Below are 18,204 nucleotides of genomic sequence, written 5' to 3' on the forward strand. Positions count from 1 at the left end.
CGTGTCGCGGCCCGGTCGGTCAGGACACGGGCGGCGTGAGCTTTTCTTCCAGTTCGGCGACCTTGGCTTCCAGCGCCTCCAGGCGCGCGCGGGTGCGGGCGAGCACCACCATCTGGCTGTCGAATTCGTCGCGGCTGACCACGTCGAGCTTGTTCAGCGCGCCCTGCACCACGGCTTTGAGCTGGGCTTCGAACTCGGGGCGCGGCAGCGGGGTGTCGCCGTTGAACAGGCGCGAGGCCTGGGAACCGAGGGCGTCGAGGAAGGCTTTGGGTGGCAGCATGACAGGTACCTGCATTTGAACGGCCGGCAGTGTAGCACGCGCGTTTTTGTGCAGGCCGTGCCCGAGGCTGCACAGGATTTGCGCAGGCCCACCGGCCTCCGTGCGCCATTCTGGTGCATCGCTGTGCTGCCTTTTCCCTGCGGGCGCATGCTCGCGGCGCCTGGCGCCTTGCCGGGCGGGCGTTTCGTCAACCTGGCATCGATTCTGCTATGACCCTTTCGACGCATGCACCAGTGCGGCGCCCGGTTGGATCGCACAACGGACGGGCACGCAGTCGGACCTGCGCCTGGCAAGCAGTCCGGGCGTTACAAGAGCCGGACACCAGCTTAGACTTGCTGCGGGTTCGTACTTCTGGGGCAAGTCCACCTAAACGGGAGAAGTTTCATGAAACTAGTCACTGCCATCATCAAGCCGTTCAAGCTGGACGACGTGCGCGAGTCGCTGTCCGAAATCGGCGTCCAGGGCATCACCGTCACCGAGGTCAAGGGCTTCGGTCGTCAGAAGGGGCACACCGAGCTGTATCGCGGTGCTGAATACGTCGTCGACTTCCTGCCAAAGGTGAAGATCGACGTGGCCATCGCCGACGATCAGCTCGATCGCGTGATCGAGGCCATCACCAAGGCGGCCAACACCGGCAAGATCGGCGACGGCAAGATCTTCGTCGTCAATCTGGAACAGGCCATTCGCATCCGTACCGGCGAAACCGATACCGACGCGATCTAACGCACCCCCAACGAACCCCCTCACGCCCCAGGAGTAACACCATGACTCTGCGCAAATTCGCAGGGCTAGGAGCCCTATTGTCCCTGCTAAGCCCCGGCCTCGCGCTGGCACAGGACGCGACGCTGGATTCAGGCGATACGGCATGGATGCTCACCGCCACCGCGCTGGTGCTGTTCATGACGATCCCTGGCCTGGCACTGTTCTACGGCGGCATGGTCCGCTCGAAGAACATCCTCTCGGTGATGATGCAATGCTTCGCCATCACCGGCCTGATGAGCGTCCTGTGGATGGTCTACGGCTATAGCCTGGCCTTCGACACCACCGGCATGGAGGCGGGAGTGACCAACTTCAGCTCCTTCGTCGGCGGCCTGGAGCGCGCCTTCCTCAGCGGCCTGACGGTCGACAGCCTGGTCGGCGCCTTCCCCGAAAGCGTATTCATAACCTTCCAGATGACCTTCGCCATCATCACCCCGGCGCTGATCGTCGGTGCCTTCGCCGAGCGCATGAAGTTCTCAGCGATGCTGATCTTCATGACCGTCTGGTTCACCCTGGTCTACGCGCCGATCGCGCACATGGTCTGGGGCGGCGACGGCGGTCTGATGTGGGACTGGGGCGTGCTGGATTTCGCCGGCGGCACCGTGGTGCACATCAACGCCGGTATCGCCGGTCTGGTGGCCTGCGTGGTGCTGGGCAAGCGCAAGGGCTTCCCGGTCACGCCGATGGCCCCGCACAACCTCGGTCTGACGCTGATGGGGGCGGCCATGCTGTGGATCGGCTGGTTCGGCTTCAATGCCGGCTCGGCGGCCGCCGCCAACGGTACTGCCGGCATGGCCATGCTGGTGACGCAGATCGCCACCGCCGCGGCGGCCCTGAGCTGGATGTTCGCCGAGTGGATCACCCACGGTAAGCCCAGCGCACTGGGCATCGCCTCGGGCGTGGTTGCCGGTCTGGTCGCCATCACTCCGGCTGCGGGCACTGCCGGTCCGATGGGCGCACTGATCATCGGTCTGGCTTCTGGCGTGATCTGCTTCTTCTGCGCCACCAGCCTCAAGCGCAAGCTCGGCTACGACGACTCGCTGGATGCTTTCGGCGTGCACGGCGTCGGCGGCATCGTCGGCGCGTTGCTCACCGGCGTGTTCGCGGCGCCGGCGCTCGGTGGCTTCGGCGAGGTGGAGAACATCGCGCTGCAGCTGTGGATCCAGTTCAAGGGTGTGCTGTTCACCGTGGTCTACACCACCATCGTCACCTTCGTGATCCTCAAGGTGATCGACGCGGTGATGGGCCTGCGGGTGAACGACGAAGAGGAAACCGTGGGCCTGGACCTCAGCCTGCACAACGAACGCGGCTACAACCTCTAGCGACATCCCGCGCGACCAGCGCGCAACCATCACGCAGCGGTTGGCAAGGGCGCCTTTTGGCGCCCTTTGCTTTTTTCGCGACCGCGCTAGAATGCGCCCGATTCGCCTCCGAGCCCGGGTTTCCAGCATGTGGCAACAGACCCTGATCACGCTGCGCCCGCGTCCGCGCGGTTTTCATCTGATCACCGACGAGCTGCAGGCCGCGTTGCCGGAACTGCGGCGCTGCGAGGTCGGTCTGTTACACCTGTGGCTGCGGCATACCTCGGCGTCGCTGACCGTCAACGAGAACGCCGATGGCGCGGTCCGACGCGATTTCGAGCGTTTTTTCGATCGCCTGGCACCTCAGGGCGAGCCGGGCTACGAACACGATTACGAGGGGCCGGACGATCTGCCGGCGCACTTCAAGGCCAGCCTGCTGGGCTGTCAGTTGAGCGTTCCGGTCTCCGCCGGGCGCCTGGCGCTCGGCACTTGGCAGGGCATCTATCTCGGCGAGCACCGCGAGCAGGGAGGCGCCAGGCAAGTGCTGGCGACCCTGCATGGCATGCAGAGTTGAATTTTTTTTGGCGATGCCAGAGGTTGTGCATCGCTGGGCTATAACTACCGCTTTGGCGAGCCACGAGGTTGAACATGAGCGACGAAGAACTCGAACAAGACGATCTGGACGTGACTGACGAGGAAGACGGGGAGGAAGAGCTGAGCGCGGCCGACGACGGCGACGAGGCTCTGGACGACGAGGGCACCGACAGCGAGCGCGCCACGCCGACGCCGAAGAAGGCCAAGGCCAAGGCTGCCGAGCCGGATGAGCTGCCCAGCCTGGAAGCCAAGCAGAAGGAACGTGATGCGCTGGCCCGGGCGATGGAAGAGTTCCTCGCGCGTGGCGGCAAGGTGCAGGAAGTCGAGCCGAACGTGGTGGCCGATCCGCCCAAGAAGCCCGACAGCAAGTACGGCAGCCGGCCCATCTGAGTCCGCGCGCCAAGCGAAGAGCCCGCCATCGTGCGGGCTCTTTCGTTTCAGCAGCCCGAGCGCCAGTGCCGGAGCAGGCCGGGCAACTCCGTGAGGCTGTGGATTTCGGCCTCCGGCCGGCGTGCCTGTTGCCACGGCAGGTGCTGCGGGTTGTACCAGATGGCGCGGAAGCCGGCCTGCTGGGCACCGAAGATGTCGTCCTCGTGGTGGTCGCCGATGTGCACGGCTTCCGCCGCGCTCACGCCGGCCAGCCGCAACGCCTCGCGGAACGGCCGCGGGTCGGGCTTGCCGATGCCCAGGTCCTCGGCACACAGGGCGAACTGGAAGTAGTCGGCCAGCCCCAGTCGTCGCACATCGGCATTGCCGTTGGTGAGCACGCCGAGGATGTAGTGATTGGCCAGCCATTCCAGCGTGGGCAGCACCTCCGGCGCCAGTTCGATCGCATGGCGGGCGTCGAGAAACACGCGGAAGCCAGCGTCGGTGAGCTGCTGCGCCTGCGCCTGCTCGTAGCCGGCATCCGTCAGCGCGTGGAACAGAATCCGCCGGCGCAGCTCGCTGATGCGGTGGCGCAGCGCGGGTTCGCGCTCGATCAGCATGCGGCGGATCGCGCCCAGCGCCTCGATGGGGAAGTCGCCGAGCAGCGGCGCGTTGGTCGCCAGCCAGTCGCGCAGCGCCCGCTCCGCGCCCTGGATGATCGGCTTGGCCTGCCAGAGGGTGTCGTCGAGGTCGAAGGTGATCAGGCGAAGGTTCACGATTCGTCGTCCTGCTTGCGTCTGGCTCGTGGATGCGCCTGGTCGTAGACCTTGGCCAAGTGCTGGAAGTCCAGGTGGGTATAGATCTGCGTGGTGCCGATATCGGCGTGGCCGAGCAGTTCCTGCACCGAGCGCAGGTCCTGCGACGACTCCAGCAGATGGCTGGCGAAGCTGTGGCGCAGCATGTGCGGATGCAGGCGCTGGCCCAGCTCGCGGGCGCCGGCAGCCTGCACCCGTTTGTGCACCGCGCGCTGGCCGAGACGGCGGCCCTGCTGGCCGATGAATACCGCGCCGTCGGCCGGATTGGCCAGCGCCCGCAGCGGCAGCCAGGCGCGCAGCGCCTCGCGCGCCTGGCGTCCTACCGGCAGCTCACGCTCCTTGTTGCCCTTGCCGACGACTCGTACCAGCCCGGCGGCCAGGTCGAGCCGGTCGAGATTCAGACCGACCAGCTCGGACAGGCGCAGCCCGGAGGAATAGAACAGCTCGAGCATGGCCTGGTCGCGACGGGCGATGAAGTCGTCCTCGACAGCACCGTCCAGCAGCTGCATCGCGCGATCGGTGTCCAGCAGCCGCGGCAGGCGCTTCTCGCCCTTGGGCGCGCTGACGCCGCTGGCTGGATCATGCGCGCAGAGGCCTTCCTGATTGAGGTAGCGATACAATCCGCGGAGCGACGACAGCAGACGCGCCAGGCTGCGGCTGGACAGTCCCTGGCGATGCAGTTCGGCAATCAGCTGGCGCACCTGCTGGCCGCGCAGCGCCGCCCACTGCTGCACCGACTGGCGCTCGCAGAAGGCGAGCACTCTGGCCAGATCGCGGCGGTAGCCGTCCAGGGTATGCGGCGACATCTGTCGCTCGCTGTGCAGGTGCTGGAAATAGCGATCGAGATCGGTTTGCACGGGGCCTCCCAACGATGGCCGGCACTGCGCCGGCCGGACAGCCTGCCGGGGAACCGCGGAGGCTCAGCGCACCGAGCGTAGCGGCGTGGCGAAGCGCGGCAGCACTCGCGCCAGCACCTCGGCAATGTAACCAAGGAACAGCGTGCCGAGCGAACTCTTGTAATGCTGCGGATCGGGACTGCCGATCGCCAGCGCGCCGAGCTGCTGATCGAGCATGACCACCGCTGCCGAGCCGACACTGGCGCTGTGCTCCTCACCGAACAGGAAGGCCAGTTCGTGGGCGCGCAGCGCGCCGCAGATGGTCTTGCCGCCGGCGAGCAGGCCGCCGATGCTCTGCTGGGCTTCGGCCGGACTGACGCTGCGCCCCACCGGCAGCACGGCATCGCTGAACAGGATCAGGCTGACGTAGGGCACCTGGAATTCATGGCGCAGGCTGTCCTCGACGGCGCTGACCACCTCTTCCAGGCTGCTGGCGTCGAGCAGGTCGAGCACCAGCCGGCGAGTCTTGTCGAACAGCCGGTCGTTGTCGCGGGCGACATCCATCAGCTGCGACAGGCGATGGCGCATCTCGATGTTGCGCTCGCGCAGGAGCTTGACCTGGCGCTCGACCAGCGACACGGCCGCGCCGGGCTGGTGCGGCAGGCGCAGTTCGGTGAGCAACTCGTCGTGATCGACGAAGAATTCCGGATGGGCACGCAGGTAGGCGGCGACGACTTCGGCGTCGGGCAGCGGCGCGGCGGCCGGGGTCTGCTCGGTCATAGGCGAACCTGTCCTTCGAAAACGCGAACGGCGGGGCCGGTCATCATAACGGGCTGGCCGGGACCTGCCCATTCAATGGACAGACGGCCGCCGGGCAGGTCGATCTGCACCGGCGAATCCATCCAGCCCTGGCGGATCGCCGCGACCGCCGCGGCGCAGGCGCCGGTGCCGCAGGCCTGGGTCTCGCCGGCTCCGCGTTCCCACACGCGCAGGCGCGCATGGTCACGGTCGATCACCTGCAGGAAGCCGACGTTGACCCGCTGCGGGAAGCGCGGGTGGTGTTCGATCTGCGGTCCCAGTTCGTGCACGGGTGCATTGTCGACGCTGTCGACGCACAGCACGGCATGGGGATTGCCCATCGACACGGCGGCAAGCTCCACGCGGCGGCCGGCCACATCCAGCGGGTAACTCAGCGCCTCGGCGTCGGCCTGGAAAGGGATGTCCGCGGGCTTCAGGCGGGGCGGCCCCATGTCGACGCGAATCTGCCCGTCGGGGCGGATGTCCAGCTCGATGATGCCGCCCTTGGTTTCGACTTTGATCTTGCGTTTGACGGTCAAGCGCTTGTCGACCACGAAGCGGGCGAAGCAGCGCGCGCCATTACCGCACTGCTCCACTTCCGAGCCGTCGGCATTGAAGATGCGGTAGCGGAAGTCGACGTCCGGATTCTGCGGCGGTTCGACGATCAACAACTGATCGAAGCCGATGCCGGTGTGGCGGTCGCCCCACTGCCTGGCGTGCTTGGGCTGGATGTGCGCGTGCTGGCTGACCAGGTCGATGACCATGAAGTCGTTGCCCAGCCCGTGCATCTTGGTAAAGCGCAAAAGCATCGGGTTGGCCTCAACGGGGCAGCAGGCTTTCGCCGGCGTAGAGTTCCTGCACGCTTTCGCGACGGCGTACTTCGAAGGCCTCGTCGCCATCCACCAGCACCTCGGCGGCGCGGCCGCGGGTGTTGTAGTTGGAGCTCATGACGAAACCGTAGGCACCGGCCGAGCAGACGGCCAGCAGGTCGCCCTCGGCCAGCTCCAGGGTGCGGTCCTTGGCAAGGAAGTCGCCGGTCTCGCAGATCGGTCCGACGATGTCGTAACGGCGGCCTTCGCCCTGGCGCGGCTGCACCGCAACGACGTTCATCCAGGCCTGGTAGAGCGCCGGGCGGATCAGGTCGTTCATCGCCGCGTCGACGATGGCGAAATCCTTGTGCGCGGTGTGCTTGAGGTATTCCACGCGGGTCAGCAGCACGCCGGCGTTGGCGACGATCGAGCGACCCGGTTCGAACACCAGCGCCAGGCCGCGGCCTTCGATGCGCTGGCGCACGGCCTGGATGTAGTCGCCGGCCAGCGGCGGCTGCTCATCGCGGTAGCGCACGCCGAGACCGCCGCCCAGGTCCAGGTGACGGATGTGGATGCCGCGCGCGGCCAGACGGTCGATGAGCCCCAGCAGGCGGTCCAGCGCATCGAGGAACGGCGGCAGACTGGTCAGCTGCGAGCCGATATGGCAGTCGACGCCGACCACTTGCAGATTCGCCAGCTCGGCGGCGCGGGCGTAGACCGCTTCGGCATCGGCGATGGCAATGCCGAACTTGTTCTCTTTCAGCCCGGTGGAAATGTACGGGTGGGTGCCGGCGTCGACGTCCGGGTTGACCCGCAGCGACACCGGAGCCTTGACGCCCAGCTCGGCGGCGACCTGCTGCAGGCGCTCCAGCTCGTCGGTGGATTCGACGTTGAAGCAGTGCACGCCGACTTCCAGCGCGCGACGCATGTCGTCGCGGGTCTTGCCGACGCCGGAGAAGACGATACGGTCCGGCTGGCCGCCGGCGGCCAGCACACGCTCCAGTTCACCGCACGAGACGATGTCGAAGCCAGCGCCTAGGCGTGCCAGCACGTTCAGTACGCCCAGATTCGAATTGGCTTTGACGGCGAAGCAGACCAGATGCGGCATGCCATCCAGCGCATCGGCATAGGCCCGGTACTGGGCTTCGATGTGCGCGCGCGAATAGACGTAGGTCGGTGTGCCGAAGCGTTGTGCGAGGGCAGGCAGCGCCACGCCCTCCGCGAAGAGTTGACCGTCGCGGTACGAGAAGGCCTCCATGATCAGCCTCCTTTAGAGTTCGAAACGGTCTTTGGAACGTTCTTTGGCGGTGGCCTCGTCGTCCGGCAGATACAACGGGCCTTTCTGGCCGCAGCCGCCGAGAACGGAGGCGAGAATGGCGAGCGCGACAAGGGGAAGCAGCAGACGCTTCATGGGGGACAATCCTTGAAAAATCGAATGGCCGGAGTATACCCAGCACCCGGCGGATTGCCTATCGAGCAGCCGCGGCGGCGGCGCCGGCTCGCCTGGTTTGCGACGGGCCTGCTAAGCTCGCGTCCTCGATGCGACCGCCGGTCGCTCGCCACCTTGAGGACCCCCGCATGAGCCTGAGCGAAGCCCGCTACCACGATCTCGTCGACGCCGCCCAGGAAGAGGTGGAGGATGCATTCGACGATAGCGCTCTGGATGTCGATCTGGAGAACTCCGGCGGCGTGTTGACCGTGCGTTTCGCCAACGGCAGCCAGCTGATCCTCAGCCGCCAGCCGGCGCTGCGCCAGCTGTGGGTCGCGGCACGCTCCGGTGGTTTTCACTTTGATTACGACGAGGAGGCCGCGCTGTGGGTCTGCGACAGCAGCGAGGAGCGCCTGGGTGAACTGCTGGCGCGCGTCACCCAGGAGCAGGGCGGCGAAGCGCTGGCTTTCGAGGACCTCTGAGCGGGCCCCACGCGGCTCTCTTTGCTAATTCGAGCGGCTGTGATACGGTCGCCGCAGGTCACAAAACCCCGCCTTCGGGCGGGGTTTTGCTTTTTTTGCGTTTGGATTTCACAGGAGCGAGCCAGAACCCATGACCAGTGCACCGTCGATCATCCTTACCCAACTCGATCTGCAGCGGCTCGAACGGCTGCTCGACAGCCTGGACGAGTACGGCCCGGCTGCCGAAGCGCTGGAGCAGGAGTTGTCGCGGGCGAAGGTCGTCTCGCGCAGCGAGATGCCCGCTGGCGTCGTGACCATGAATTCGCGCGTACATTGCCGTGAGGAGGGCAGCGGCAAGGATTACCACCTGACGCTGGTCTATCCGCAGGATGCCGGCAAGCCGGGCACCGTGTCGGTTTTGGCGCCGGTGGGCACCGCGCTGCTGGGCATGAGCGTCGGCCAGCACATCGACTGGCCGACCCCGGGCGGCAAGGTCATCAAGCTCACGCTGCTGGAAGTGGAATATCAGCCGGAAGCGGCGGGCGACACCGGCCTGTGATGCCGGCGACCGCGCGGCGCGCTTAGAGCTGCGCCAGCGCGGCGTTCAGCGCGGCTTCGAGCCGCGCCTTGTAGCGCAGCAGCTGCACCGTCTGGCTGCGGCCGCTGCCATGCATGCCCGAGAGATCCAGGTCGGTGATGTAGCAGGGGTAGCGCTCGCCATCGCGGCGCTGCGACAGAATGTGTTCGGCGACCGCGATACACAGCCGGGCGCCGTATTCCAGCTCGGAAAACTCCCGGTGGTTGCAGTACAGCGTCACCTGCGAGCGCGTCTCGCCCGGTTCGACAATGGCCTGCACTTCGTAGCAGGCATCGCTCGTCCCGCCCTGCGGTAGCGCGCGCCGCTCCACGCTGGCCGACGGTTCGCGCGGGTCGCCGTGCAGGCGGTAGAGCTGAATGTCGAAGGCCGCCTCGCCGTCATCCCCGTGCAGCGGCACACGAGCGTTGCGCCGATACTCCACCGACCTCAGGAAGCGCAGCAGCGGCATCAGTAACTGCTGTTCGTCGCGGCACGGCAGGCGCTGGCACCACAGTGCGTTGCACTCGTCGAGAATGCTCAGCTCGGCCGTCTCGCCGCGTATGCGATAGAACAGCTGCAGGCAGTCGGCGCGCGCCAACGGCAGAATCAGGCGCAGGTCATCGTCCTTGAGCGCATGCCGATCGAGCCGCAGCGGACGATAGACGTGATGCGCCTCGCCCAGATGGGCGAGCAGCGCGGTGCGGTCGTTCAGGCTGGTGGCGCGGACGCTGTCGGGCCGGCGTTCGAGCAGATGGAACTGCTGGCGCACCTGCAGCAGGTAGCGACTGTGCACGCGGGCGAGCTGCAGGCGTGCCTCCAGCAGCAGCTCCTCGACTCGCCGTGCGATGGCCGCCCCGCGATTGCGCGAGAAGCAGCGCACCTGCAACTGCGGGACTTCGTCGCCATCGGCCGGCAGGCTCTGCAGATGGTCGCGCAGGCAGTCGGGCAGCGCGTGCGGACCTTCGTAGCGGCTGACGATCAGCTCGTTCCAGCTGCTCAGCTGCACCTGATCGATGCTCAGCACCAGATTCTCCCGCGCCGCGGCATAGTCCAGCGGGTCGCTGTGCGCGCCATCGTCGGGCATCTGCAACAGGGAGCGCTGGTCGAGCGGATCAAGGCCGATGTTGACCAGCAGCAGCACCGTGCGCGGCTGCGCGGTGGCGAGCAGCGTCTGTGCATCAACCGGCGGCAGGGGCAGCGGCAGTGCCTGGCGTAGCTCGCTGAGCAGGTTGAACAGCTCCAGCTCGCTCACGCCGCTGTCGCCGGCGAACAGCGAGACGCGGGTGCCGGCGTCGATCACGCCGTTGCGGTGGCACCAGGCGAGCAGCGGGATCAGTTCGCGCGTGCGCTTGAGCGGGGCGAAGTTCGCCCACTCCTGGGCGTTCAGGCTGCCGGTGAACAGCGACCAGCACAGATCACCGGCGGCGTCCTCGCCATGCACCAGCGTCAGGCTGTCCTCGGCCATGTTCGGCGAGATACCGATATTGAGCACCTCGACCTTGCCGACCTTGCGTTCGATGGTGGCGAACAGGCGACGGCCGAGCACGCTCAGGTCGCGGCGGCTGACCGAGCTGGCGGCCTGCTGCTGACGGGTGAAATCGCTGAGGAAGCGGTAGCCGAGCGCCAGTTCGTTGGCCAGCGCCTGGCGTTCCTGCATGACCTGGCGCACCTTCCACCGGCTGCGGTCGTCGAGCCGGGCGAGCAGGCGCTCGTCCCACTGCCAGTCGCGTACCAGCTGCTCGAGCAACACGCGTTGCCAGCTCTTGTTGCGGTTGCGCGGGGGGCGGCTGAGCGGGCGGTTGACCTTCAGGTACAGGCAGCGCCGGGCCAGCTCGAGGCGTTCGGGTGCGTCGCGGTCGCGCAGGTATTGCTCGATGGCGCGATAGGCGCAGATGTACGGGTCGAGCTCCTCGATCTTCAGTTGGCCGACGTACACCGCTTGCTTGAACGCCAGCGCCAGGCAATGCACCTGCGGATGCTGGCTGGCATAGACCTCCACCAGCAGCAGCTTGAACAACGACTTGTAGGGCGCTTCGATGGCCTTGTACAGCTGCCAGAGCCCGGCGCCGACGAACTCGCCGGGCGGTATCTGCTGCAGATGGCCGAGATCGAGCACGTCCTCGGCGCGGACGAAACGCCGCTCCAGCAGGGTTTCCACATAGCTGTGGTAGCGGTGTTCCTCGTAGGCCGGCACCAGCCACCAGACCGGCGTGCGACCGCCGAGCCAGATCGCCGTGCGATAGAACTCATCGAGCAACAGGTAGTGCTGAGTGGTGCCGCAGTCGTCGGAGGTGAGCTGCGTCTCGCGCTGGCCCTGGGTGAAGCGCTGCGGGTCGACCAGGAAGAAATGCGCTTCGCTGCCCAGGCTGGCAGCCCAGGCCGTCAGCAGGTCGCATTTGCGGCGCAGTTCGTCGAGCTGGCGGGCATCGAGTGCCGGATCGTGGCAGACCCATACGTCGAGGTCGCTGTGTTCCTCCTGCGCCACGGTGCCGAGGCTGCCCATCAGGTACAGCCCCCAGATCGGCTGGTCCGGGCGGCCGCGCAATGGTTTGTAAGTGAACGAGCGGGTCAGGCGCTGTGCTTCGGCGAGCAATTCGGCATCCGGCTCGAAGCTCGACAGTCCCGCCGGCGTGCTCGCCGCGACATAGCCGGGCAGCAGCGGATGGTTGACGTGAAACAGCAGGGGCAGCAGCTTGAGCGCCTGCTGCTGGCGCGTCGACATCCCCTGCATCGCACGCTCCAGACGTGCCGCGCTCAGCGTCAGAAACCGCGCGCGCAGGGTAGCAAGCACCTTGCGGTCGATGCCTTCCTCGAGAATCGGCTGGATGGGTGGGGTGCGGGTCATTGCGGTGTGCAGGTGGGACGACTTCTGTTCATCGGCCGCTCGCTGCGTGGCTTGAGGCTGGCACATGGCCAGACCTCAAGCGGGCGTCAGCGCCGGCGGTGCCGCCCGGATCGCTGCTGATGGCGCGGTTCAGGCGCTGGCGGTCTCGCAGAGTATGGTCAGCAGGGTTTGCGCCTGTTCGGCGGCGTCGCGCCCCAGGCTGGTGAGATAACCGCCGTCGACCTGAGTGATCAGGCCCTTGGCATGCAGCCGGGCGAACGCGGCGATGGTGGACGGGCTGGCCTCGTGATGGACCTTGAGGCCTTCCTGCAGATTTTCCAGATTGAACTGTCGAAGGACTTCCAGTTCGGCGACCAACTCAGGGGTGTACGACATGCTCGCTCCTCGAATGGTGGGCCATTCGGCCCTTGCTCGCTGAGTGTAGTTGCTGGTCGCGAGCCTGCCTTGATCCAGGTTCGGGTTCGGCGCGATTGCCGGCCGGTGCCCGCTACGCCTGCTCTGGCAGTTCCGGCAGGTTGCGCAACAGGGCTTCGTAGGCAGCGCCGTCGAAGGGACGATCCTCGGCGAGCATGCGGCGGATTTCATGGGCCAGGGCCAGCGCCATCATCTGCACGCTTTCCTCGCGTTCGTAGCCGACCAGCGTCAGCTTGTTCAGGGTTGCCTGGGCGGCGGCCGGCTCGCCGGCCTCCAGCTGGTTCTCGATGGCCTGAATCAGTGTGGCCTCGGCGAAGGCCTCGTCGTCTTGCTCGATCTCGTTGGACATTGCGCGGTTCTCTTCGGCTGGCGACGGGTTGGCGGTGTCCAGCTGGCACAGCGTGCAGCTGCCGTCGTCCGGTTGATTGGTCTCGATGTAGCGTACCCGCCGGTGAGCGGTCTGGCGATCCGCGCTGATGCGGTAGCGCGGGCGGTCGGACTCGGGCATGCGGTTTCTCCTCGATTGTGCGGCTCTCCGCCGCTTGACGGGCCAGCCGCCGGCGACCGCCTTCAGTCCAGCAGACTTAGCGTCAGGCAGAGTACGCCGAACAGGCCCCAGACCAGCGAGAAAATGATCGGCGTGCGCAGCGAGAAGAGCAACGTCCGCTTGTAGCGTTTGCCGCCCGCGGGGCTGGTGCCTTCGCCGAACAGCGCCGATTCGTTGTTCGGCAGGATGCCGACGCGTCCCTCCAGCTGCAGCAGCTCGGCCTGTTTCTGGTGCCAGCGCTCGATGACTTCGAAGTTCGAGCGGATACCAGGCATTGCATGCAGCGACGTCAGCAGCCCGAGCAGCGCCAGCACTGCCGGTACCACCAGGCGGAACAGGTTGCCCCAGTCGGGGTTGCTGTTGGCCATCGACGAGGCGAAGGCGATCATCAGAAACGATTGCGAGGCCAGATAGGCGCTGGTGCGCTCGGCCAGCAGCGAGGATTCGAAATGGATTTCGGCACGGTAGAAGAGCAGGCGTTCGCGTGGCGACTCGAAGAGTTCGCCGCCCTGGGTGTCCTGATTCAACAGCAGCGTGCGCAGGTTGGCCATGCGATGTCTCCGCGAATGGATGACGGCGGATTCGCCGTCGACTGCTTGTACGTCAAGCGCGCTGCGTGAGAGTTCCTCGACGATTACTGATCAGCCGTTGCCCGCGGACGGTCGACAGGGACATCACGGCATTGCCACAGCAGCACCGCCAGCGCCAGATAGGCCAGCGACCAGCAGCCCGCCGCCAACAGCAACCAGGGCATTGGTTGCAGGCCCAGCATGGGCGGAACGATGCGTGCCAGCGCGGCCAGGCTGAGCAGCAGCGCGAAGGGGTGAATCCAGCGCCGCGCCTCGGGATCGCGGAAGCGTTGCACCAGCCGCGTACGTCCCATCACGCCGAAGGTCAGGCTGCCCAGGGCACCGACGCTCAGCGCATGCAGCGTGGCGGTTGCCGGCAGCGTCGGGATCAGTGCGCTCAGGCCGAGCAGCAGCAGGCCGAGCACGAGCCAGGCGTAGCCGAGCAGCAGCACCAGCAGGTCCGGACGTGTGCGGCAGTGCCAGGGCTGCCAGCGCAGCAGGCGAATCCCGCAGAGCACGCTGGCGGCGACCAGCATGGCGGCCGCCAGGCGCTGCAGCAGCAGCCAGGGCAGCGGCGCCAGCAGCAGGGCGAGCGCCAGCAGGATCAGCACCGCGCCTTCCAGTTGCGGCTGCACGCGGGCGTCTAGCCGGCGCCCTTCATTCTGCGCATGGCCGGCCAGCGCCGGGGCGATGACGCGTCCGCCCATGAAGAACAGCAGGGCGGCGAGTAGCAGCAGCGCCTCGTGCTGCAGCAGGCGCAGCATCCCGTAATCGAGACCGGTGGCGGTGATCGCGCTGAGCAGCGCCAACCCGCCGACCACCGGCGCGACGGACTGGTTGCGCCACTTCTTCGCCGCACCGACGAAGCGCGGCAGCACCTTCCACGCCAACCCGGCGGCGAACAGCAGCGTGGCCCCCATCGTCAGCCAGGAACCGGGCCAGAACAGCGCGCCGACGCGCGCCAGCAACCAGCAGCCGAGCAGTGACAGGATCAGCCGCAACGGTTGCGGGCCGAGCAGGTAACCGGCGATCACCGCCAGGGCGAAGCCGAACAGCATTTCCCGCGCATGACCGGCAGGCGTGACCAGCCCCGGCAGCGCGGGCAGCAGGCCCAGCAGGCCGAGTACCGAGATCGGCAGCAGCACGGCCGCATACAGCGCGGCGGCGGGAAAGAACCAGGCGTTGGCGAAGGGAAGACGCGGCTTGCGCGGGTGCATGGGCGCCTCCGGGTCGGAGCGGGCCGGCGCCCGCTCCGAAGGTGGGATCAGCGGCTGGCGAGCAGGTCGCGGCCACGCTGCACGGCGGCCCGCACCTGCTGCGGCGCGGTGCCGCCGATGTGGTTGCGGGCGTTCACCGAACCTTCCAGGGTCAGCACGGCGAACACGTCGTCGCCGATCTGGTCGCTGAACTGGCGCAGCTCGTCGAGGCTCATCTCGGCCAGGTCCTTGCCGGTCTGCACGCCGTACTTCACCGCATGGCCGACGATCTCATGGCAGTCGCGGAAGGGCAGGCCCTTGCGTACCAGATAGTCGGCGAGATCCGTGGCGGTAGAGAAACCGCGCAGCGCCGCCTCGCGCATGATCTCGCGCTTGGGCTTGATCGCCGGAACCATGTCGGCAAAGGCGCGCAGCGAGTCGCGCAGGGTGTCGGCGGCGTCGAACAGCGGTTCCTTGTCCTCCTGGTTGTCCTTGTTGTAGGCCAACGGCTGGCCCTTCATCAGCACCAGCAGGCCGGCGAGCGCGCCGAACACACGACCAGTCTTGCCGCGCACCAGCTCGGGCACGTCCGGGTTCTTCTTCTGCGGCATGATCGAGGAGCCGGTGCAGAAGCGGTCGGGCAGGTCGATGAATTGGAACTGCGCGCTGGTCCACAGCACCAGCTCTTCGGAGAAGCGCGACAGGTGCATCATCGCCACCGAGGCGGCGGCACAGAATTCGATGGCGAAGTCGCGATCGGAGACGCCGTCCAGCGAGTTGCCGGAGATCGCTTCGAAGCCCAGCAGTTCGCAGGTGATCTCGCGCTGGATCGGATAGGTGGTGCCGGCCAGTGCGGCCGAACCCAGCGGCATGCGGTTGGTGCGCTTGCGGCAGTCGACCAGACGTTCGTAGTCGCGGCTGAGCATCTCGAACCAGGCCAGCAGATGGTGGCCGAAGGTCACCGGCTGCGCGGTCTGCAGGTGGGTGAAACCGGGCATGATGGTGTCGGCTTCGGCTTCGGCGAGACCCAGCAGACCCTGCTGCAGGCGGGTGATTTCGCCGAGGATCACGTCGATTTCGTCGCGCAGCCACAGGCGGATGTCGGTGGCGACCTGGTCGTTGCGGCTGCGGCCGGTGTGCAGCTTCTTGCCGGTGACGCCGATGCGGTCGGTCAGACGCGCCTCGATGTTCATGTGCACGTCTTCCAGGTCGACGCGCCAGTCGAAGGTGCCGGCCTCGATCTCGCCCTGGATGTCCTTCAGGTTGGTGATGATCTGCTCGCGCTCATCAGCGCTCAGCACGCCGGCTTTTTCCAGCATGGTGGCGTGGGCGATGGAGCCCATGATGTCGTGGCGGTAGAGGCGCTTGTCGAACTCGACGGAGGCGGTGAATCGGGCGACGAAGGCGTCGACGGGCTCGCTGAAACGGCCGCCCCAGGACTGGTTGGTCTTGTCGGTGCTCATGTATGCGCTCGCTGAAATCCGAAGGCTGAGGAAAGGCCGCGATGATAGCAGGGATGGCGCGGCGATCGGGCACGGCCGGAAGGGTGAGCTGGCTGGCAAATCCACGCTTTTCCGGCGCTCGCGGTGGGTGGCTGGCTTGCCGATGTCGGAGGGCGCACGGAAACTGCCGGGCGGGCAAACCGACAGGCTGATCAAGTGAAATCCACTGGCGTAACCGACGATTTCTTCATTCCAGAACTGTGCCGCGCGGAGGCGCTGCTCGGTCTGGTGCTGCTGGCCGAGTTGCTGGTGCTGGTGCTGGTGCTGGCCGAACCGATGCAGCCGGGCTTTGACTGGATGCGCCTGGCGCTGACTTCGTTGTTCGTGCAATGGATCGTGCTGCTCTCGGCCGGCACGCTGTGCCTGCTGCGCCCGCTGCTGGCGCAGCTGCGGGCGGCGCTGGCGGGGCTGGTGTGCTGCGTGCTGGTGGTCGGCCTGGCGCTGGCCTGCACCGCGGTGGCCGATATTTATCAGCTCGCCGGACCGCTGCAGCGCGAGGGCGAGGTCAATCTGTACCTGCGCCACGCGCTGATCAGCCTGATCATGTCCGGGCTGCTGCTACGCTACTTCTACCTGCAGAGCCAGTGGCGACGCCAAGAGCAGGCCGAGCTGCGCGCGCGAATCGAATCGCTGCAGGCGCGGATCCGCCCGCACTTCCTGTTCAACAGCCTGAACAGCATCGCCAGCCTGGTCGCGCTCGATCCGCTCAAGGCCGAACAGGCGGTGCTCGATCTGTCCGACCTGTTCCGCGCCAGCCTGGCGCGCCCCGGCACGCTGGTGGCCTGGCAGGACGAACTGGAACTGGCGCGCCGCTATCTGTCGATCGAGCAGTACCGCCTTGGCGACCGCCTGCAGCTGCAATGGCAGATCGACGAGGTGCCGGCGGACCTGCCGATACCGCAGCTCACGCTGCAGCCGCTGCTGGAAAATGCGCTGGTGTACGGCATCCAGCCGCGCATCGAGGGCGGCCTGGTCAGCGTGACGGCGAAATATGCCGACGGCGTGTTCAGCCTGGAGGTCAGCAACCCGTTCGACGAAGCGGCGCAAACGCAGGTTTCGCGCGGTACTCGCCAGGGTTTGCTGAATATCGACGCACGATTAGCGGCACTTTTCGGGCCGCAGGCGAGTCTCAGCGTGGAGCGCCGTGATGGCCGCCACTACACCTGTCTACGCTATCCATGTGCGAGACAAAAGCAGGAAGCCTGACCTCTATGAATGTGCTGATTGTCGATGACGAACCTCTGGCCCGCGAGCGCCTAAGCCGACTGGTAGGTGACCTCGACGGTTATCGTGTCCTCGAGCCGACCGCGAGCAACGGCGAGCAAGCCCTGTCGCTGATCGAAGAACTGCGCCCGGATATCGTGTTGCTCGATATCCGCATGCCCGGCCTCGACGGCCTGCAGGTCGCCGCCCGGCTGTGCGAGATGGATGCGCCGCCGGCGGTGATCTTCTGTACTGCCCATGACGAATTCGCCCTCGAGGCCTTCCAGGTCAGCGCGGTTGGCTATCTGGTCAAGCCGGTGCGCCCCGAGCATCTGGCCGAAGCGCTGAAGAAGGCCGAGCGTCCCAACCGCGTGCAGCTCGCTGCACTGACCCGTCCGGCGGCGGTTTCCGGTGGCGGGCCGCGCAGCCATATCAGTGCGCGCACGCGCAAGGGCATTGAGCTGATCCCGCTGGACGAGGTGATTTATTTCATTGCCGACCACAAATACGTGACGCTGCGTCACGCCGGCGGTGAGGTGCTGCTGGACGAACCGCTGAAATCGCTCGAGGACGAGTTCGGTGAGCGCTTCGTGCGTATCCACCGCAATGCGCTGGTGTTCCGCGACCGCATCGAGCGCCTGCAGCGAACACCGTTGGGACATTTCCAGCTGTACCTCAAGGGGCTCGAGGGCGAGGCACTGACGGTGAGCCGACGGCATGTCGCTGGTGTGCGCAAGCTGATGCAGAGCCTCTAAGCGCATTCTCGGTGCACGGTGGCGGCCCGTCGCCGGCTGGCCGTCGCGCCGCGCCGGGTCGCCGGTGCGTGCGGCGGCGTTCCTTGATTCCTGCCAACCCAGCGACGCCGCCGGCCCTGTTATCATCGCCGGCAATTCACTGGTTCTG

21 protein-coding genes are annotated in these 18,204 nt (G+C 66.7%); 8 read left to right on the forward strand and 13 right to left on the reverse strand.

Features of this window, described 5'->3' with window-relative positions; genetic code table 11:
* Positions 1–19: 19 nt before the first annotated feature.
* Complete coding sequence (locus HU825_RS07105) at positions 20–280, reverse strand: accessory factor UbiK family protein (protein ID WP_008568387.1); 261 nt, start codon at positions 278–280, stop codon at positions 20–22.
* Between the two features lie 384 nt (positions 281–664).
* Between HU825_RS07105 and glnK the strand changes: the two genes are divergently transcribed.
* The 4 genes from glnK to sutA all read left to right on the forward strand — a co-directional run bounded on the left by glnK (position 665) and on the right by sutA (position 3,324).
* On the forward strand, positions 665–1,003 hold the full coding sequence (gene glnK, locus HU825_RS07110; RefSeq protein WP_003096476.1) for a P-II family nitrogen regulator: 339 nt from the start codon (positions 665–667) through the stop codon (positions 1,001–1,003).
* A 41-nt stretch (positions 1,004–1,044) separates the two neighbouring features.
* Positions 1,045–2,361 (forward strand): ammonium transporter, encoded by a 1,317-nt coding sequence (locus HU825_RS07115; protein ID WP_043297882.1) that lies wholly within the window; start codon positions 1,045–1,047, stop codon positions 2,359–2,361.
* Between the two features lie 127 nt (positions 2,362–2,488).
* Positions 2,489–2,914, forward strand: coding sequence for a secondary thiamine-phosphate synthase enzyme YjbQ (locus HU825_RS07120; RefSeq protein WP_043297883.1), 426 nt, complete (start codon positions 2,489–2,491; stop codon positions 2,912–2,914).
* A gap of 74 nt (positions 2,915–2,988) precedes the next feature.
* The gene (sutA, locus tag HU825_RS07125) at positions 2,989–3,324 is read left to right on the forward strand and encodes a transcriptional regulator SutA (protein ID WP_008568368.1); all 336 of its coding nucleotides are present in this window, start codon (positions 2,989–2,991) and stop codon (positions 3,322–3,324) included.
* A 47-nt stretch (positions 3,325–3,371) separates the two neighbouring features.
* Here the strand turns inward: sutA and HU825_RS07130 are convergent, their stop codons facing one another.
* The 6 genes from HU825_RS07130 to lptM form a co-directional block, all read right to left on the reverse strand.
* Positions 3,372–4,076, reverse strand: coding sequence for an HAD family hydrolase (locus tag HU825_RS07130; protein WP_234303198.1), 705 nt, complete (start codon positions 4,074–4,076; stop codon positions 3,372–3,374).
* A complete protein-coding gene (gene xerC / locus HU825_RS07135) occupies positions 4,073–4,972 on the reverse strand; it encodes a tyrosine recombinase XerC (RefSeq protein ID WP_077682715.1) in 900 nt (299 codons plus the stop codon). Before xerC ends, HU825_RS07130 begins: the two co-directional genes overlap by 4 nt.
* A gap of 63 nt (positions 4,973–5,035) precedes the next feature.
* On the reverse strand, positions 5,036–5,731 hold the full coding sequence (locus HU825_RS07140) for a DUF484 family protein (RefSeq protein WP_054094430.1): 696 nt from the start codon (positions 5,729–5,731) through the stop codon (positions 5,036–5,038).
* Positions 5,728–6,558 (reverse strand): diaminopimelate epimerase, encoded by an 831-nt coding sequence (dapF, locus tag HU825_RS07145; RefSeq protein WP_234303199.1) that lies wholly within the window; start codon positions 6,556–6,558, stop codon positions 5,728–5,730. The genes HU825_RS07140 and dapF overlap by 4 nt, the downstream gene beginning before the upstream one ends.
* A gap of 10 nt (positions 6,559–6,568) precedes the next feature.
* On the reverse strand, positions 6,569–7,816 hold the full coding sequence (gene lysA, locus HU825_RS07150; protein ID WP_234303200.1) for a diaminopimelate decarboxylase: 1,248 nt from the start codon (positions 7,814–7,816) through the stop codon (positions 6,569–6,571).
* Positions 7,817–7,828: 12 nt separating this feature from the next.
* Positions 7,829–7,969, reverse strand: a complete 141-nt coding sequence (gene lptM / locus HU825_RS07155; RefSeq protein ID WP_234303201.1) for an LPS translocon maturation chaperone LptM — start codon at positions 7,967–7,969, stop codon at positions 7,829–7,831.
* 167 nt (positions 7,970–8,136) lie between these two features.
* Between lptM and cyaY the strand changes: the two genes are divergently transcribed.
* Together cyaY and rnk are read left to right on the forward strand one after the other, a co-directional pair.
* Entirely contained in the window at positions 8,137–8,469 is a 333-nt protein-coding gene (gene cyaY, locus HU825_RS07160) for an iron donor protein CyaY (RefSeq protein ID WP_043297889.1), read from the forward strand.
* A 130-nt stretch (positions 8,470–8,599) separates the two neighbouring features.
* Entirely contained in the window at positions 8,600–9,007 is a 408-nt protein-coding gene (rnk, locus tag HU825_RS07165; protein WP_008568359.1) for a nucleoside diphosphate kinase regulator, read from the forward strand.
* Between the two features lie 22 nt (positions 9,008–9,029).
* Here the strand turns inward: rnk and HU825_RS07170 are convergent, their stop codons facing one another.
* From HU825_RS07170 to argH, 6 genes are all read right to left on the reverse strand, one after another.
* Positions 9,030–11,870, reverse strand: a complete 2,841-nt coding sequence (locus HU825_RS07170) for a class I adenylate cyclase (RefSeq protein WP_234303383.1) — start codon at positions 11,868–11,870, stop codon at positions 9,030–9,032.
* A 129-nt stretch (positions 11,871–11,999) separates the two neighbouring features.
* Positions 12,000–12,245 carry a TIGR02647 family protein gene (locus HU825_RS07175; RefSeq protein ID WP_043297890.1) on the reverse strand — a complete coding sequence of 82 codons (246 nt, stop codon included), beginning with the start codon at positions 12,243–12,245 and terminating at the stop codon, positions 12,000–12,002.
* A gap of 112 nt (positions 12,246–12,357) precedes the next feature.
* Entirely contained in the window at positions 12,358–12,792 is a 435-nt protein-coding gene (locus HU825_RS07180; protein ID WP_234303202.1) for a hypothetical protein, read from the reverse strand.
* A 62-nt stretch (positions 12,793–12,854) separates the two neighbouring features.
* Positions 12,855–13,382 carry a hypothetical protein gene (locus HU825_RS07185; RefSeq protein WP_043297891.1) on the reverse strand — a complete coding sequence of 176 codons (528 nt, stop codon included), beginning with the start codon at positions 13,380–13,382 and terminating at the stop codon, positions 12,855–12,857.
* 83 nt (positions 13,383–13,465) lie between these two features.
* Complete coding sequence (locus HU825_RS07190) at positions 13,466–14,617, reverse strand: NnrS family protein (protein WP_234303203.1); 1,152 nt, start codon at positions 14,615–14,617, stop codon at positions 13,466–13,468.
* A gap of 47 nt (positions 14,618–14,664) precedes the next feature.
* The gene (gene argH / locus HU825_RS07195) at positions 14,665–16,059 is read right to left on the reverse strand and encodes an argininosuccinate lyase (protein ID WP_234303204.1); all 1,395 of its coding nucleotides are present in this window, start codon (positions 16,057–16,059) and stop codon (positions 14,665–14,667) included.
* 123 nt (positions 16,060–16,182) lie between these two features.
* Here argH and HU825_RS07200 point away from each other — a divergent pair, with 123 nt between their 5' ends.
* The gene (locus tag HU825_RS07200) at positions 16,183–17,304 is read left to right on the forward strand and encodes a sensor histidine kinase (protein WP_431978452.1); all 1,122 of its coding nucleotides are present in this window, start codon (positions 16,183–16,185) and stop codon (positions 17,302–17,304) included.
* Between the two features lie 5 nt (positions 17,305–17,309).
* Positions 17,310–18,056: a LytR/AlgR family response regulator transcription factor gene (locus HU825_RS07205; protein ID WP_077682711.1), complete on the forward strand. Its 747-nt coding sequence runs from the start codon at positions 17,310–17,312 to the stop codon at positions 18,054–18,056.
* Positions 18,057–18,204: the final 148 nt, after the last annotated feature.

Source organism: Pseudomonas phenolilytica, from assembly GCF_021432765.1.
GTDB classification, from domain to species: Bacteria; Pseudomonadota; Gammaproteobacteria; order Pseudomonadales; family Pseudomonadaceae; genus Stutzerimonas; species Stutzerimonas phenolilytica.

What these genes read in the sequence shown, in the direction of transcription:
- HU825_RS07115 (WP_043297882.1), top strand. Translation starts at nt 1,045, where the DNA reads ATGACTCTGCGCAAATTCGCAGGGCTAGGAGCCCTATTGTCCCTGCTA.
- argH (WP_234303204.1), bottom strand. Translation starts at nt 16,059, where the DNA reads ATGAGCACCGACAAGACCAACCAGTCCTGGGGCGGCCGTTTCAGCGAG.
- dapF (WP_234303199.1), bottom strand. Translation starts at nt 6,558, where the DNA reads ATGCTTTTGCGCTTTACCAAGATGCACGGGCTGGGCAACGACTTCATG.
- HU825_RS07140 (WP_054094430.1), bottom strand. Translation starts at nt 5,731, where the DNA reads ATGACCGAGCAGACCCCGGCCGCCGCGCCGCTGCCCGACGCCGAAGTC.
- lptM (WP_234303201.1), bottom strand. Translation starts at nt 7,969, where the DNA reads ATGAAGCGTCTGCTGCTTCCCCTTGTCGCGCTCGCCATTCTCGCCTCC.
- cyaY (WP_043297889.1), top strand. Translation starts at nt 8,137, where the DNA reads ATGAGCCTGAGCGAAGCCCGCTACCACGATCTCGTCGACGCCGCCCAG.
- HU825_RS07180 (WP_234303202.1), bottom strand. Translation starts at nt 12,792, where the DNA reads ATGCCCGAGTCCGACCGCCCGCGCTACCGCATCAGCGCGGATCGCCAG.
- HU825_RS07170 (WP_234303383.1), bottom strand. Translation starts at nt 11,870, where the DNA reads ATGACCCGCACCCCACCCATCCAGCCGATTCTCGAGGAAGGCATCGAC.
- HU825_RS07105 (WP_008568387.1), bottom strand. Translation starts at nt 280, where the DNA reads ATGCTGCCACCCAAAGCCTTCCTCGACGCCCTCGGTTCCCAGGCCTCG.
- HU825_RS07185 (WP_043297891.1), bottom strand. Translation starts at nt 13,382, where the DNA reads ATGGCCAACCTGCGCACGCTGCTGTTGAATCAGGACACCCAGGGCGGC.
- HU825_RS07190 (WP_234303203.1), bottom strand. Translation starts at nt 14,617, where the DNA reads ATGCACCCGCGCAAGCCGCGTCTTCCCTTCGCCAACGCCTGGTTCTTT.
- HU825_RS07175 (WP_043297890.1), bottom strand. Translation starts at nt 12,245, where the DNA reads ATGTCGTACACCCCTGAGTTGGTCGCCGAACTGGAAGTCCTTCGACAG.
- HU825_RS07205 (WP_077682711.1), top strand. Translation starts at nt 17,310, where the DNA reads ATGAATGTGCTGATTGTCGATGACGAACCTCTGGCCCGCGAGCGCCTA.
- sutA (WP_008568368.1), top strand. Translation starts at nt 2,989, where the DNA reads ATGAGCGACGAAGAACTCGAACAAGACGATCTGGACGTGACTGACGAG.
- lysA (WP_234303200.1), bottom strand. Translation starts at nt 7,816, where the DNA reads ATGGAGGCCTTCTCGTACCGCGACGGTCAACTCTTCGCGGAGGGCGTG.
- HU825_RS07120 (WP_043297883.1), top strand. Translation starts at nt 2,489, where the DNA reads ATGTGGCAACAGACCCTGATCACGCTGCGCCCGCGTCCGCGCGGTTTT.
- glnK (WP_003096476.1), top strand. Translation starts at nt 665, where the DNA reads ATGAAACTAGTCACTGCCATCATCAAGCCGTTCAAGCTGGACGACGTG.
- rnk (WP_008568359.1), top strand. Translation starts at nt 8,600, where the DNA reads ATGACCAGTGCACCGTCGATCATCCTTACCCAACTCGATCTGCAGCGG.